The organism is Bacillus sp. CR71, from assembly GCF_003429245.1.
Taxonomy (GTDB): Bacteria; Bacillota; Bacilli; order Bacillales; family Bacillaceae_G; genus Bacillus_A; species Bacillus_A thuringiensis_S.
In genome coordinates this window covers 5,434,362-5,447,485 of record NZ_CP031748.1, presented here as the reverse complement: position 1 = coordinate 5,447,485, position 13,124 = coordinate 5,434,362, and the positions used below count along the sequence as shown (strand labels likewise).

The window sequence follows — 13,124 nt, the reverse complement described above, 5'->3', positions numbered from 1 at the left end:
TAGTTTAGTCAATAATTATTTATTGTTTAACAATAAATAATTATTGACTGTTAATTTTATTTTAGATAATATGATGTTAACGATTTAAGGAGAATTACATAAGTAGAGGAGAATGTGAAATGAAAAATAAATACGTAGTAGCTATTTCTTTAATGATTTTAGCGATTATTTCTTTAACTATACATGCTTCAAACAGTAAAGTAGGAGCGGATGGATTCCTTGAAGAACCTTTCTTTTTCCTAGTACCGATAAGTTATGTATTGTTCCTTAGTGGTATAGGTATATTGCTATTTGGATTTATTACTTCAAAGCTGAAAAAGGGCAATAGATAGGGGGAACCCATAGGGACAAAACACTTACTATGAAATAGAAACATACCATATGGAAGAAAAAGAATAAGTGAGATGAATCATGATGAACCATCATTTTTATAATGGAAGACAAGTAGGAGCAGCTATTACACTGGCTGGGGCACAGGGGACAATTCATGCTGTGAATCAAGCTATTCAAATGCAACAACAAGCATATTTTGCACAAATAATGCAAAGTCAGTATATGCCGTATTCACAGCTTCCGATGCAAATTGTACATTACGATGTACATCCATCTGGTTTATTTTCCATTCCATATGGCGGGACATATTTCTTATGAAAGAAAGCGACTCAATAGAGTCGCTTTTTTTATATTCCACCTAGCTTCATCCCAAGGAATGCGAAGAGGATACCAATTATGTAAGTAGCACTTAAATATAAAAGGAAGATGTACGGTTTTTTAAGATTGAGAAGCTGAACAGATTCTAATTTAAACGTAGAAAATGTAGTGAATGCGCCCATAAATCCAGTCCCTAATAATAGTTGCCAGCCTGTATTGACCCCGTTTCCAATTATATATCCAAGTAAAAATGCTCCTGTTATATTAATAAGGAATGTAGCAATTGGAAATTGTGTTTTATTTCTTTTCTTAAACCAATTGCTAATTGCAAATCGTGTAATCGCACCGAAAAATCCTCCTGTTGCGACTAATAAAGCTTCTATCATGAGTAATCACCTTCCGTAAGAGAGTTCTTAATTAAGAAATCTCCAAGTATATAGCCAAGGCCAGACATAATGAGGCCACCAAGTATGCTACATGATACATATAAGAAGGCTATGCTCCACTCAGAATGATTGATCAATTGCACAGTTTCTACACTAAATGTTGAAAAAGTCGTAAAGGAACCGATGAATCCAGTTCCGATGCCTGTGATAACCTCTGAAGGTAAGATGTTTAGCCGAGCGATATAAGTAGTTAGCCACGCTAAGAAGAAGCAACCGATTAAGTTAATGAGTAATGTTGCCAATGGAAATGAATGATGCCAAAATGTGTTGATATTAAGACCTAAATAATAACGAGAAAGAGCTCCTAATATACCAGCAATGCCAACGATAATATAAATCAATTTCTTCACCTCTTTAAATAGCTTGCTCAAAAAAATAGACTCCTACCAGTAGTTATACTGGTAGGAGTCATTAGCTAAGCAGCAGTTATGGCGAACTCCATCGCCTTTGATTATTACATATAGTGTACTAAATATACCGTCTAATTTCTAGTGAGGAGGTGGGTGTAACTTTTCTTTTTTTGATGTCTGAAGGTTTTTTAGTAATTAAAATGAGATCGATTACTTATCAACTAAATATAGTGATATACAGTTTTAATTATGATAAAATGTTTCTTATGTGTGTCGTTTTATTTTATTTGACTGAAAATAAAGAAAAATAAATTCGCGTGAAAAGGAGTCATTTATTTGAAGAAATTTTTAAAAATCGTATTTATATGTGTTTTAGTATTAGCGGGCATTGTAGGAGGATTTCTAGCGTATATGACACTTACTAAAGAACAGCCTGCTGATGTTATAAGCTTGAAGGTGGAGAATAATAAGGAGCGCGTATTAGCGACTGGAAATGAATTTAAAGTTACAACATTTAATATTGGATATGCTGGGTTAGATAAGGATCAAGATTTCTTTATGGATGGTGGAAAGGGATCTGGTTCAAGTAGTAAAGAGCAAACGGAAATTAATTTAAAGAATATGCTTTCGTTTTTACAAAATGAGAATAGTGATTTTGCGCTATTACAAGAAGTTGATATAAAGTCACTTCGTTCATTTGATGTAAATGGACATGAATTTTTGAAAAAAGGATTACCTGATTATGTTTCGTCATTTGGCAAGAACTACGATACGAAATGGGTTCCAGTGCCAATAACAAATCCAATGGGATATGCGGAGGCTGGATTAAGTACGTTTTCTAAATACACTGTTCAAGAAGCGAAGAGGTTCCAGCTGCCTGGAATGGAGCCTTGGCCAAAGCGTTTGTTTGATTTAGATCGAGCAATTGTGGAATATAAAATTCCTGTTAATAATGGGAAACATGTTAGACTCGTAAATCTACATTTGTCTGCTTATGATGAAGGCGGGAAAATTAGAAAACAGCAAGTAGAGTATTTAAAAGAATATATGAACAAGCATTATGAAAATGGTGATTACGTAATAATGGGCGGAGATTGGAATCAATTAGTTTCGAACGCTCAATTAAGTGATCCGAAGTTTGTGAAAGAGCGTCCTGAGTGGTTAGTAGAGTTACCGAAGGATTTTACGGACGGTGGCTTTAAGTGGGCTGTAGATCCGTCTGTTATGACTGTGAGAGATGATGTAAAGAAATATGTCGAAGGTGAAAATTTCGTCACTATTATTGATGGCTTTATCGTTTCACCGAATGTAGAGATTGTAAATGTACAAGGGAAAGATTTAAAGTTTGAAAATAGCGATCATAACCCAGTGAGTGCGGTATTTAAACTGAAGTAATTGATATGTATAAGTAGAAGGTGGGGCTTCATATGGAGTGGTTAAAGAGGACTTGTTTTTCTAACCTTGAGAAAGAATCACAGAAAAATCATTTATTACTGTTTATAACGATTTGTAGTTTCTTCCTTGGGATAATCGCGATTGGGTATTATGGATATATTTTTACAGAGAGAGCAATGGCGTTTTGGATCTGTGGTATTTCTGTCGTTGTATTTGGAACGCTTTTTACTTTTATAAAAAGTATGGAATCAGCGTATAAATATATCATGACATTTATGTTGCTTACAATGTCTTACATTATGGTACAAGCTTTTAATGAAAGCCCGGCTGTATTTCAAATGGTCTATTTTACATTAGCTGTTTCACTTATTTACTTAAGTGAGCGCCTCATTTTAATTCTTGGCGGGGTAGCTGTTGTGATCACATTTATCCTTTGTAGCTATTGGCCGGAGCAATTTTTTGCTTATACAGCCTCATCTGAAGCTGCTAATTTCGCAAGTTTGTTAGCGATTGTAACAATCGCTATGTGGGGCGTCACGAAAATCGGTTCTAATCTGCTCCTTCGTTTAAGTGATGAGAAGCAAGAAGTAATGAGAAAAGCTCAGGAGTTAGAAGAGACCCAAAGACTTATTGAAGAAACAGTTGTGAAACTAGATAGTAATTTCAATCATTTAAGACAAAATATGAACACGTCGATGGAATCGATGAGTGAAATTAATTTTGCCTTTGAAGAGGTAGCAGTTGGTACGCAATCACAATCAGAAATGATGTATCGTTCGGTAGAAGTATTGAATGATATGGAGGGAAATATTGAACAAATTATATCTCAAGTAAGAACTGCATCGGCTCGTGTGGATGAAAGTTTAGACATTTCAAAAGGTAGTGTACATACTTTAAGAAATTTTGAAGCTAACATGAGAAGTTTAAATGATGTTGTTTCACAGTCTGGAATTATATTTAGAGATTTAATGATGCAATCGAAACAAATTAATGAAATTGTAGATGTAATAACGAATATTTCAAGTCAGACGAGTTTGCTAGCTTTAAATGCAAATATTGAAGCTGCGAGGGCAGGTGAGCATGGAAAAGGTTTTGCTATTGTAGCGAGTGAAGTGTTAAAGCTTGCTGAAGAATCAAATCGTTCTGCGGGAAGAATTCAAGGGATTTTGAAGGAGTTTAGTAATCAAGCAAGTAAGGTAGAAGTGCAGGTAGAGAAGTCAGAAAGAGTACAAGAAGAGTGTAACGAAATGTTAGCAAGCGTTTTAACAAACGTAACTGATTTAGGGAAGTTTATTGATGCGATTAATAAAGTAATGCGAGAGGTTGTTATTCATCAAGAAAGTTTCCAAGTTAAAACGACGAATATTGTAAAGGATGTTACGCATGCTTCTAACGTAATTCAGCAAACTTCTACAGCTACAGAAGAAGTGCTAGCGAGTGTGGAAGAAGAAAAACATCGAAATGATATATCGGTGAAGACGTTACATACTGTTAGCGAGCAAGTGAAGTTACTAGAAGATATTCTAGAAAAGTAATATTTCTTGAAAAGGGCACACCATGTGTGCTCTTTTTTCATTTAAATGAATACTTGATAGTAATTTAATTGCTTTTCTGCGCGTTTTCTGCCAAGCTTAAGGAGATAAAGTGAGACTAATACCTACTGATTATTAGTTGAACCTCGCAAATAGCGGGATAAAATACTTCAAAGAAAGAATTATATAGGTGACGAATATGATTGAAGTTAAGACTTCTGAACTTAGTGATGGAGAATTTAATAGAGGTGTATTTGCAACTCGTGATATTAAAAAGGGTGAGTTGATTCACTCAGCACCAGTTATCTCTTATCCGAATGAACAGCATGAACACATTGAAAAAACGTTACTTGCTGACTACGCATTTGAGTATGGGGTAAATCATACGGCATTCCTGTTAGGATACGGCATGTTATTTAATCATGCATATAATCCGAATGCAACGTATGAAATTGTCTTCGAGAATCATACTTTTAACTTCTTCGCGTATAAGGATATAAAAGCGGGAGAAGAAATTTTAATCAATTATAATGGTGAAGTGGATGACGATGAGCTATTATGGTTTGATAAGGAAAAAGAAGAGAACGAAAAATAATTTAATGAGTATAGAAAGAGCACATTCTGTGGAATGTGCTCTTTTTTCATTGATGTAAATAAAGTAAAAAGTACAAAAAAATACCACTTTCTTTTTGTATGGTATAGTAAGATACTGAGGGATAGTGTTTTGAAAAAGTCACATATTTTACAAATTGTTGTCTTTCTGATGACATGTCAAGTTTAGTAGTCCATTTGGGTTGCTTTATTATGCAATATATATTTTAATATGAGTGGCACCTCTTATAAATTAAGAGGTTTATAGGTGTCTCGAATTGATTTTGGGTACACTGTATCCACCACTTTAGGTTCTTTCATGTACGTGGGGATATTATGGGCCCGTATAACGGGATAAAATGAATATAGAAATAGAGGAATCGTAAAATGAATATGCAAGAGGTTTATAAATATTTAAGTACGGTATTGCCTGAAGGACATGTTAAACAAGATGAAATGTTAAAGAATCATACGCATATTAAAGTTGGCGGAAAAGCAGATGTTTTCGTTGCGCCTACAAATTATGATGAAATTCAAGAAGTTATCAAATATGCGAACGAATATAATATTCCAGTTACGTTTTTAGGAAATGGATCGAATGTCATTATTAAAGATGGTGGAATTCGCGGGATTACAGTAAGTTTAATTCATATTACAGGTGTTACTGTAACAGGAACGACGATTGTAGCACAGTGTGGTGCAGCAATTATTGACGTATCACGTATTGCTTTAGACCATAACTTAACGGGTCTTGAGTTTGCTTGTGGTATTCCAGGTTCAGTTGGCGGAGCGTTATATATGAATGCTGGTGCTTACGGTGGTGAAGTATCGTTTGTGTTAACAGAAGCTGTTGTAATGACAGGTGATGGAGAGCTACGTACTTTGACGAAAGAAGCATTTGAATTTGGATATCGTAAGAGTGTATTTGCTAACAACCATTACATTATTCTTGAAGCGAGATTTGAACTTGAAGAAGGTGTACGTGAAGAAATTAAAGCAAAAATGGATGATTTAACGTTTAAGCGTGAGTCAAAACAGCCTCTAGAATATCCTTCATGTGGTAGCGTATTTAAGCGTCCACCAAATAACTTTGCTGGTAAGTTAATTCAAGACTCAGGACTACAAGGTAAGCGAATTGGTGGAGTGGAAGTTTCTTTAAAACACGCTGGATTTATGGTGAATGTTGATAACGGAACAGCACAAGATTACATCGATTTAATTCACTTCGTACAAAAGACAGTTGAAGAGAAATTTGGCGTGAAGTTGGAGCGAGAAGTAAGGATTATTGGAGAAGATAAAGAATAACGAAATACGTATGAAGATATGAATTATTTTAAAATAATATTTGGGTATTGTTGACAATTTGTTTTCAATTCAATATAATGGCTAATAATTTAACAAATAACATACGTTGAAAGAGCCCAGTAGCAGTTTGTCACTGTTAACGAGAGAGCTAGGGGTTGCTGGAACCTAGCACAAACAAACTTGCGAATTACACTCTGGAGTATCTTAGGTAATGCTAAGCGGACTAGCAATCGATATTATTGCTAAGAGTGGTATGAGTAGCTATGCTATTTATGCAAACTGGGTGGTAACACGGTGAATAATCGTCCCTATGTCTATCGTAGACATAGGGGCTTTTTTGTTTTTTAAAAATAAAGGGGATGACAAAAGATGAATATTATTGATGAATTAGAATGGCGTGGCGCCGTTAATCAGCAGACTGACGAAGAAGGCTTACGTAAGCTAGTAGAAGAGAAAAAGATTTCACTATACTGCGGAGTTGATCCAACTGGTGATAGTATGCATATCGGACATTTGATTCCGTTTATGATGATGAAGAGATTCCAATTAGCTGGCCATCATCCTGTTATTTTAATTGGCGGGGCAACAGGAACAATTGGTGATCCGAGTGGACGACAATCAGAGCGTCAACTTCAAACGTTAGAAGTGGTTCAGCATAATGTAGATGCGTTAACAGCACAAATGAAAAAGCTATTTGATTTTGGTGGAAATAGCGAAGTGAAGATGGTAAATAACTATGATTGGACACATGAAATAAATATTATTGAGTTTTTACGTGATTACGGGAAAAACTTTAGCATCAATAGCATGTTAGCGAAGGATATTGTAGCAAGCCGCTTAGATACAGGTATTTCTTTCACAGAATTCACATATCAAATTTTGCAAGCGATGGATTTTCACCATTTATACACGAAAGAGGATGTTCAACTTCAAATTGGTGGTAGTGACCAATGGGGAAATATTACGAGTGGTTTAGATTTAATTCGTAAGTTAGAAGGTCATGAGGCTAAAGTATTCGGATTAACGATTCCGTTATTATTAAAATCGGACGGTACGAAGTTTGGTAAATCAGCAGGTGGTGCAGTTTGGCTTGATCCTGAAAAAACGACACCGTTTGAATTTTACCAGTTCTGGGTAAATACAGATGACCGTGACGTAATTAAATACTTGAAATACTTTACGTTCTTAACGAAAGAGCGTATTGATGAATTAGCAGCGAAGGTAGAAGTCGAGCCTCATAAACGTGAAGCGCAAAAAGTGCTAGCGGAAGAAATGACGAAATTCGTTCATGGAGAAGAGGCGTTATTACAAGCTGAGAAAATTACAGCAGCGTTATTTAGCGGAGATATTAAATCGTTAACAGCTGATGAAATTGAACAAGGTTTTAAAGAAATGCCAACATTCCATTCTTCAAAAGAGACAAAAAATATTGTAGAGTGGCTAGTTGATTTAGGAATTGAACCATCCAGACGACAAGCACGCGAGGACATTAATAATGGTGCGATTTCTATGAATGGTGAGAAAGTAACAGATGTGGGTACGGATGTTACTGTAGAAAATTCATTTGATGGAAGATTTATTATTATTCGTAAAGGGAAGAAGAACTACAGCCTTGTGAAGTTAGGCGAATAGTTTGTGTGAAAGGGGTGGGAGTAGGAAGAATACTTCCACCCCTTTCATATACACAATTTGGACATAAAATAATCAGTAAATTTAGATAATTAAAAGGGTTATATTATTCTTCTGCCGAATATATAAGTTAGAGAAAATTACGGATAAAGTGAAACTTTAATCAGTGGGGGGATTGTTCCTCCCCACTGATTATTAGTTGAACCAATCGGGCTTTTACGGGCAGTTAATCTTCCGACTTCATCCCTGCATTCACTGGATTTTAAGGTGGAGGTTTTACTGCCCGTTAATGCGGGATAAAAATAGCCCGAACCATGCTGGGCATGATTCGGGCTTATATTCAGATTAGTAAGCTAAGCTGAATAGACCTTTAATATGTGATAAGTAACGAACGTTACTTGCTTCTTTCATTAATGATGCTGGTAAGCCTTTAAGTGGAGTATTGCTTGCTCCAATTGTAGCAACCGCATCTTTACGTCCTAGACTAGCAAGTGTTCCAGAGTTTACAGGTGCGAACTCTTCGAATGCTTTGCCTTCTAGTGCTGCGTATAAGTTGTATCCAATTAACTCACCCATTTGCCAAGCGATTTGTGCAGTTGGTGGGTATGGACGACCGTCTGGAGAGAAGACAACAGCGCTGTCTCCAGCAACGAATACGTCTTTGTGAGAAGTAGATTGCAGGTATGCATCAACTGTTGCACGACCACGGTTAACTTCAAGACCTGATTCACCGATTAATGGGTTACCTTGTACGCCACCTGTCCAAACGAATGTGTTAGCAACAAGTTTTTGACCGTCTTTTAAGTCGATCTCATTGCCAGCAACGTTTGTTACAGGAAGACCTGTTAAGAATGTAACACCGCGTGCTTCTAGGCTAGTAGTTGCACGTTCGATTAAGTGGTCTGGTAATACTGGAAGGATTTTTGGACCTGCTTCAACAAGAAGAAGTTTAACTTCTTTTGGATTTACGCCGTGGCTTTTTGCAAGTTTAGGCATAATGTCAGCAAGCTCACCAACTAGCTCAACGCCAGTTAATCCGCCACCACCGATTACGATTGTAGCATCAGCTTCGTTTTTCGTTTTCGCGTATTCACGAATACGGTCTTCAACGTGTTTGTAGATTTTGTTTGCATCAGCAGCAGATTTTAATACCATGCTGTTTTCTTCTAGTCCTGGAATACCGAAGTAAGCAGTTTTACTTCCTAAAGCAACTACAAGTGCATCGTAAGATAAAGTAGTGCCGCCAGCTAGTTTGATTTCTTTGCTATCAACAGAGAATGACTCAACTGTTGCAATTTTAAGATCGATATCTTTGCCTTTGAAAAGCTTTGTAAGTGGCATTGCAATTGCTTGCTCAGACACGTTACCAGCTGCTAGGCGGTGTAATTCAGTGATGATTTGGTGTGTTGGGTATTGGTTAATCACTGTAACTTGTGCTTCTGATTTGCTGTAATATTTACGTACGTTTAAAGCGGCAAGAAGACCGCCATAACCAGCGCCTAAGATGACAATTTGTTTTGACATAGTATGATATCCCCCGTCTTTACTAATTGTTGTTATAAGTTAAATTATTTATTGTTACGTTCTGCACTAATTTGAAGATATGCGTTCACAAAGCGGAACATTTTTTGTGCTTGTGGATCTTTTAGTAATTTTAATAGACCGAATAGGCCGATAACTTCAGTACTTTCGTCAGCACGATCTTTCGCTTCGATTGCAGTTGCAGCCATGCTTTTCACTGTATCTTTTACAGGTTCTACAAGCTCTGTAATTGCACCAACAGTGTCGCTTTTTAATACTTCATCAGTAGCAACAGTTTGAGCGAAGTCATAAGACTTAGTTAAAATGTTAACAAGCTCAGTTAATTTTGGAAGCTGTTCTACTAGTGTTGTTAATGATTCTTGTACCTCAGGTTTTAACAACTGATCAAGTACATCAAGTTGTCCTTGGCTAGCAGAAATTTGTACAGTTTCTTGTTCTGGCTTTGTTTGAGTCATAGTTTCTGGCATCTCCAATTCTCCTTTACGATAGCAATACTCTTATTTTTTATAAGTAAGATAGTAAACGTTTACGAAACTTTATGCAAAGTTTCACAAAACACAATAAAATGCCTTTAAATATATGGCAGCAAACAAGCTGACATATATCTAAAACCACATTTTCTTACCTATTGTTTATGAACTGTCCGATACATGGCTTGTCCGCATAATGGAAAAGCTCCGCTACCGGAAAGTGTATATAATATATATCCTATATTATATACTATATGCACCTATGTTAACATAAAAATGATTCCTAATTATTTGATATTGAGTGTATAACCTAGTGCTGACAAGGTATGAAAGCGTATAAAATATTTTGTTTTAGTTAGAAATGTACATATATATATAGAAAAAAAGGAAAAAACGAACAAATTCATGTTCGTTTTTTCCTTTTTTCCTATTATTCACCTTCTGCAATTAGCATCGATGTATTACCTTCTTTTTCAAGATGACATTCGCCCCAAGTACAAAGAGAGTCAAGAATTGATTCTAAAGACCAACCGTAATCAGTAAGGGAGTATTCTACTTTTGGCGGGACTTGGTTGTAGACTTTTCTTTGAATGACCCCGTCGTCCTCTAATTCGCGTAATTGCTGAGTTAACATTTTTTGTGTAATACCAGGCATTAAACGTTTTAGTTCACTCGTTCTTTTTGTGCCTTTCGTTAGATGACAAAGGATAACAACCTTCCATTTTCCACCGATAACCTCTAAAGTCGCCTCTACAGGAATATTGTATTTCTTCATATGAAACCCTCCTTTTATGAGTAAAGTAAGCTTAATAATACAAATGTTACTTTTTAGTACCTATAGCACTTTAAAGTACGTACTTTTTATCATGTTAAATATGTTTCATAATAGCACATGTGAGAAGCAAGTGAATAGTACGGTACCAAAAAGTGACTATGTTACTTTTTAGTGCCTATCGTACTTTAAAGTGCGTTCTTCAAAAAAGGAATGAAACCATTCATAATAGCATTTGTAAGTATAAAATATATTTTTTAGAAGATAAAAGGGCCTTTTTATCACACTATTATGATTGGATTTCTTGTAATAAGGAGGAATTCAATTGAGTTCATATACAGTACCATCTTCAGAAGTTCAGACGAATCGAAGAAGTATGTTTGCTTTATTAGCACTAGCAATTAGTGCATTTGGGATTGGTACGACCGAGTTTATTAGTGTCGGTTTACTACCATCTATTTCGAAAGATTTAAATGTTTCGGTTACAACAGCTGGTTTAACCGTTTCTTTATATGCATTAGGAGTAGCGTTTGGTGCTCCAGTATTGACGTCATTAACAGCTAGTATGTCGCGAAAGACGTTGTTAATGTGGATTATGATTATTTTCATTATTGGCAATGGTATTGCGGCAGTAGCAACAAGTTTTACTGTGCTACTTATCGCGAGGGTTGTATCTGCGTTTGCGCATGGGGTTTTTATGTCAATTGGATCTACAATTGCGGCTGCGCTTGTACCTGAGAATAAACGTGCAAGTGCAATAGCATTTATGTTTACTGGTTTAACTGTTGCGACTATTACAGGTGTACCAATTGGAACATTTATCGGTCAACAATTTGGCTGGAGAGCATCGTTTATGGTTATTGTGGCAATTGGAGTCGTTGCTTTAATCGCCAACAGTATGCTAATTCCTTCTAACTTAAAAAAGGGTACGTCTGTATCATTTCACGATCAATTTAAGTTGATTACGAACGGAAGACTATTACTTGTATTTATCATTACTGCATTAGGATACGGGGGAACATTCGTAACATTTACGTATTTATCTCCGTTATTACAAGAAGTAACAGGATTTAAAGCAAGTACCGTTACAATTATTTTGTTAGTATACGGAATTGCAATTGCGATTGGGAATATGGTCGGCGGAAAATTATCAAATTATAATCCGATTCGAGCGTTATTTTACATGTTCTTTATTCAAGCGATTGTATTATTTGTTTTAACATTTACAGCGCCATTTAAAGTTGCTGGATTCATTACAATTATTTTTATGGGACTATTTGCGTTTATGAATGTCCCAGGGCTACAAGTGTATGTCGTTATCTTGGCTGAGAGGTTTGTACCTAGCGCTGTTGATGTAGCATCAGCGATTAACATTGCAGCATTTAACGCAGGAATTGCTCTTGGTGCTTACTTGGGCGGTATTGTAACGAACTCGTTAGGATTAATTCATACGGCTTGGGTAGGCGGAATTATGGTAGTAGGTGCTGTGATTTTAACAGCGTGGAGCATGACATTAGAAAAAAGAGATCAAGTAAAATAAAAGGAGAGAAAATAAAATGAAAAACTTACAAAGTAAAACAGTATTAAATAATGGTGTAGAAATGCCTTGGTTCGGTTTAGGTGTATTTAAAGTAGAAGAAGGACCAGAACTTGTAGAAGCTGTAAAATCAGCGATTAAAGCAGGATACCGTAGCATCGATACAGCTGCAATTTACGGAAATGAAAAAGCTGTAGGTGAAGGAATCCGTGCCGGTATTGAAGCGACTGGTATTTCAAGAGAAGAATTATTTATCACTTCAAAAGTATGGAACGCAGATCAAGGATACGAAGAAACAATTGCTGCATACGAAGAGAGCTTAAAGAAATTAGAACTAGATTATTTAGACCTATATCTTGTTCACTGGCCTGTAGAAGGAAAATATAAAGATACGTGGAGAGCGCTAGAAACACTTTATAAAGAAGATCGCGTACGTGCAATTGGCGTAAGTAACTTCCAAATTCACCACTTACAAGATGTAATGAAAGATGCAGAAATTAAGCCAATGATTAACCAAGTAGAATACCACCCTCGTTTAACACAAAAAGAATTACAAGCTTTCTGTAAAGAACAAGGTATTCAAATGGAAGCATGGTCACCACTTATGCAAGGTCAATTATTAGATAACGAAACATTACAAGCAATTGCTGAGAAACACGGTAAAACAACAGCACAAGTGATTTTACGTTGGGATCTTCAAAACGGAATAATCACAATTCCAAAATCAACGAAAGAACACCGCATTATTGCAAACGCGGATGTATTTAACTTTGAATTAACAAAAGAAGACATGGAAACAATCGATGCGTTAAACGAAAATCACCGCGTTGGTCCAGATCCTGATAACTTCGATTTCTAAGATTAAAGTAAGAAAGAAAAAAGAGTGCTTTTATGCACTCTTTTT

Annotated in this window: 14 protein-coding genes, 1 riboswitch and 1 other annotated feature; of the genes, 9 read left to right on the top strand and 5 right to left on the bottom strand. The window is 35.9% G+C overall.

Going from position 1 to position 13,124, the window contains the following annotated elements:
- Positions 1-98 precede the first annotated feature (98 nt).
- Together DOS87_RS27650 and DOS87_RS27645 are read left to right on the top strand one after the other, a co-directional pair.
- Entirely contained in the window at positions 99-332 is a 234-nt protein-coding gene (locus tag DOS87_RS27650; RefSeq protein WP_081143898.1) for a DUF3955 domain-containing protein, read from the top strand.
- A gap of 79 nt (positions 333-411) precedes the next feature.
- On the top strand, positions 412-651 hold the full coding sequence (locus DOS87_RS27645; protein WP_079246125.1) for a DUF3947 family protein: 240 nt from the start codon (positions 412-414) through the stop codon (positions 649-651).
- A gap of 29 nt (positions 652-680) precedes the next feature.
- On the opposite strand, the gene crcB (DOS87_RS27640) is transcribed toward DOS87_RS27645, so the two are convergent.
- Together crcB (DOS87_RS27640) and crcB (DOS87_RS27635) are read right to left on the bottom strand one after the other, a co-directional pair.
- Positions 681-1,037: a fluoride efflux transporter CrcB gene (gene crcB, locus DOS87_RS27640; RefSeq protein WP_000568576.1), complete on the bottom strand. Its 357-nt coding sequence runs from the start codon at positions 1,035-1,037 to the stop codon at positions 681-683.
- Positions 1,034-1,438, bottom strand: a complete 405-nt coding sequence (crcB, locus tag DOS87_RS27635) for a fluoride efflux transporter CrcB (protein WP_176212512.1) — start codon at positions 1,436-1,438, stop codon at positions 1,034-1,036. The genes crcB (DOS87_RS27640) and crcB (DOS87_RS27635) overlap by 4 nt, the downstream gene beginning before the upstream one ends.
- A 54-nt stretch (positions 1,439-1,492) precedes the next feature.
- Positions 1,493-1,552: riboswitch (Fluoride riboswitch) on the bottom strand.
- Between the two features lie 231 nt (positions 1,553-1,783).
- Here crcB (DOS87_RS27635) and DOS87_RS27630 point away from each other — a divergent pair.
- From DOS87_RS27630 to tyrS, 5 genes are all read left to right on the top strand, one after another.
- Positions 1,784-2,842, top strand: a complete 1,059-nt coding sequence (locus DOS87_RS27630; RefSeq protein WP_000714043.1) for an endonuclease/exonuclease/phosphatase family protein — start codon at positions 1,784-1,786, stop codon at positions 2,840-2,842.
- Positions 2,843-2,874: 32 nt separating this feature from the next.
- The gene (locus DOS87_RS27625; protein WP_081143897.1) at positions 2,875-4,377 is read left to right on the top strand and encodes a DUF4077 domain-containing protein; all 1,503 of its coding nucleotides are present in this window, start codon (positions 2,875-2,877) and stop codon (positions 4,375-4,377) included.
- Positions 4,378-4,573: 196 nt separating this feature from the next.
- Complete coding sequence (locus DOS87_RS27620; protein ID WP_000573651.1) at positions 4,574-4,969, top strand: SET domain-containing protein; 396 nt, start codon at positions 4,574-4,576, stop codon at positions 4,967-4,969.
- A 383-nt stretch (positions 4,970-5,352) separates the two neighbouring features.
- Positions 5,353-6,270: a UDP-N-acetylmuramate dehydrogenase gene (gene murB, locus DOS87_RS27615; RefSeq protein ID WP_001057106.1), complete on the top strand. Its 918-nt coding sequence runs from the start codon at positions 5,353-5,355 to the stop codon at positions 6,268-6,270.
- 97 nt (positions 6,271-6,367) lie between these two features.
- Positions 6,368-6,583, top strand: a binding site (T-box leader).
- Between the two features lie 56 nt (positions 6,584-6,639).
- Complete coding sequence (gene tyrS, locus DOS87_RS27610; RefSeq protein ID WP_151618821.1) at positions 6,640-7,902, top strand: tyrosine--tRNA ligase; 1,263 nt, start codon at positions 6,640-6,642, stop codon at positions 7,900-7,902.
- Between the two features lie 342 nt (positions 7,903-8,244).
- Here tyrS and DOS87_RS27605 read toward each other — a convergent pair whose 3' ends face one another.
- The 3 genes from DOS87_RS27605 to DOS87_RS27595 form a co-directional block, all read right to left on the bottom strand.
- Positions 8,245-9,423 carry an NAD(P)/FAD-dependent oxidoreductase gene (locus tag DOS87_RS27605; RefSeq protein ID WP_000043199.1) on the bottom strand — a complete coding sequence of 393 codons (1,179 nt, stop codon included), beginning with the start codon at positions 9,421-9,423 and terminating at the stop codon, positions 8,245-8,247.
- A 44-nt stretch (positions 9,424-9,467) separates the two neighbouring features.
- Positions 9,468-9,908 carry a DUF1641 domain-containing protein gene (locus DOS87_RS27600; protein ID WP_001115310.1) on the bottom strand — a complete coding sequence of 147 codons (441 nt, stop codon included), beginning with the start codon at positions 9,906-9,908 and terminating at the stop codon, positions 9,468-9,470.
- 433 nt (positions 9,909-10,341) lie between these two features.
- Complete coding sequence (locus tag DOS87_RS27595) at positions 10,342-10,686, bottom strand: winged helix-turn-helix transcriptional regulator (RefSeq protein WP_000760473.1); 345 nt, start codon at positions 10,684-10,686, stop codon at positions 10,342-10,344.
- A gap of 373 nt (positions 10,687-11,059) precedes the next feature.
- Between DOS87_RS27595 and DOS87_RS27590 the strand changes: the two genes are divergently transcribed.
- Together DOS87_RS27590 and DOS87_RS27585 are read left to right on the top strand one after the other, a co-directional pair.
- A complete protein-coding gene (locus DOS87_RS27590) occupies positions 11,060-12,223 on the top strand; it encodes an MFS transporter (protein ID WP_164852167.1) in 1,164 nt (387 codons plus the stop codon).
- A 16-nt stretch (positions 12,224-12,239) separates the two neighbouring features.
- Positions 12,240-13,079 carry an aldo/keto reductase gene (locus DOS87_RS27585; RefSeq protein ID WP_000793558.1) on the top strand — a complete coding sequence of 280 codons (840 nt, stop codon included), beginning with the start codon at positions 12,240-12,242 and terminating at the stop codon, positions 13,077-13,079.
- Positions 13,080-13,124 lie beyond the last annotated feature (45 nt).

Excerpts from the sequence above, each read along its gene's own strand:
- DOS87_RS27595 (WP_000760473.1), bottom strand. The coding sequence starts at position 10,686 with ATGAAGAAATACAATATTCCTGTAGAGGCGACTTTAGAGGTTATCGGT.
- DOS87_RS27620 (WP_000573651.1), top strand. The coding sequence starts at position 4,574 with ATGATTGAAGTTAAGACTTCTGAACTTAGTGATGGAGAATTTAATAGA.
- DOS87_RS27600 (WP_001115310.1), bottom strand. The coding sequence starts at position 9,908 with ATGCCAGAAACTATGACTCAAACAAAGCCAGAACAAGAAACTGTACAA.
- DOS87_RS27645 (WP_079246125.1), top strand. The coding sequence starts at position 412 with ATGATGAACCATCATTTTTATAATGGAAGACAAGTAGGAGCAGCTATT.
- crcB (WP_000568576.1), bottom strand. The coding sequence starts at position 1,037 with ATGATAGAAGCTTTATTAGTCGCAACAGGAGGATTTTTCGGTGCGATT.
- murB (WP_001057106.1), top strand. The coding sequence starts at position 5,353 with ATGAATATGCAAGAGGTTTATAAATATTTAAGTACGGTATTGCCTGAA.
- DOS87_RS27585 (WP_000793558.1), top strand. The coding sequence starts at position 12,240 with ATGAAAAACTTACAAAGTAAAACAGTATTAAATAATGGTGTAGAAATG.
- DOS87_RS27590 (WP_164852167.1), top strand. The coding sequence starts at position 11,060 with ATGTTTGCTTTATTAGCACTAGCAATTAGTGCATTTGGGATTGGTACG.
- DOS87_RS27605 (WP_000043199.1), bottom strand. The coding sequence starts at position 9,423 with ATGTCAAAACAAATTGTCATCTTAGGCGCTGGTTATGGCGGTCTTCTT.
- DOS87_RS27625 (WP_081143897.1), top strand. The coding sequence starts at position 2,875 with ATGGAGTGGTTAAAGAGGACTTGTTTTTCTAACCTTGAGAAAGAATCA.
- tyrS (WP_151618821.1), top strand. The coding sequence starts at position 6,640 with ATGAATATTATTGATGAATTAGAATGGCGTGGCGCCGTTAATCAGCAG.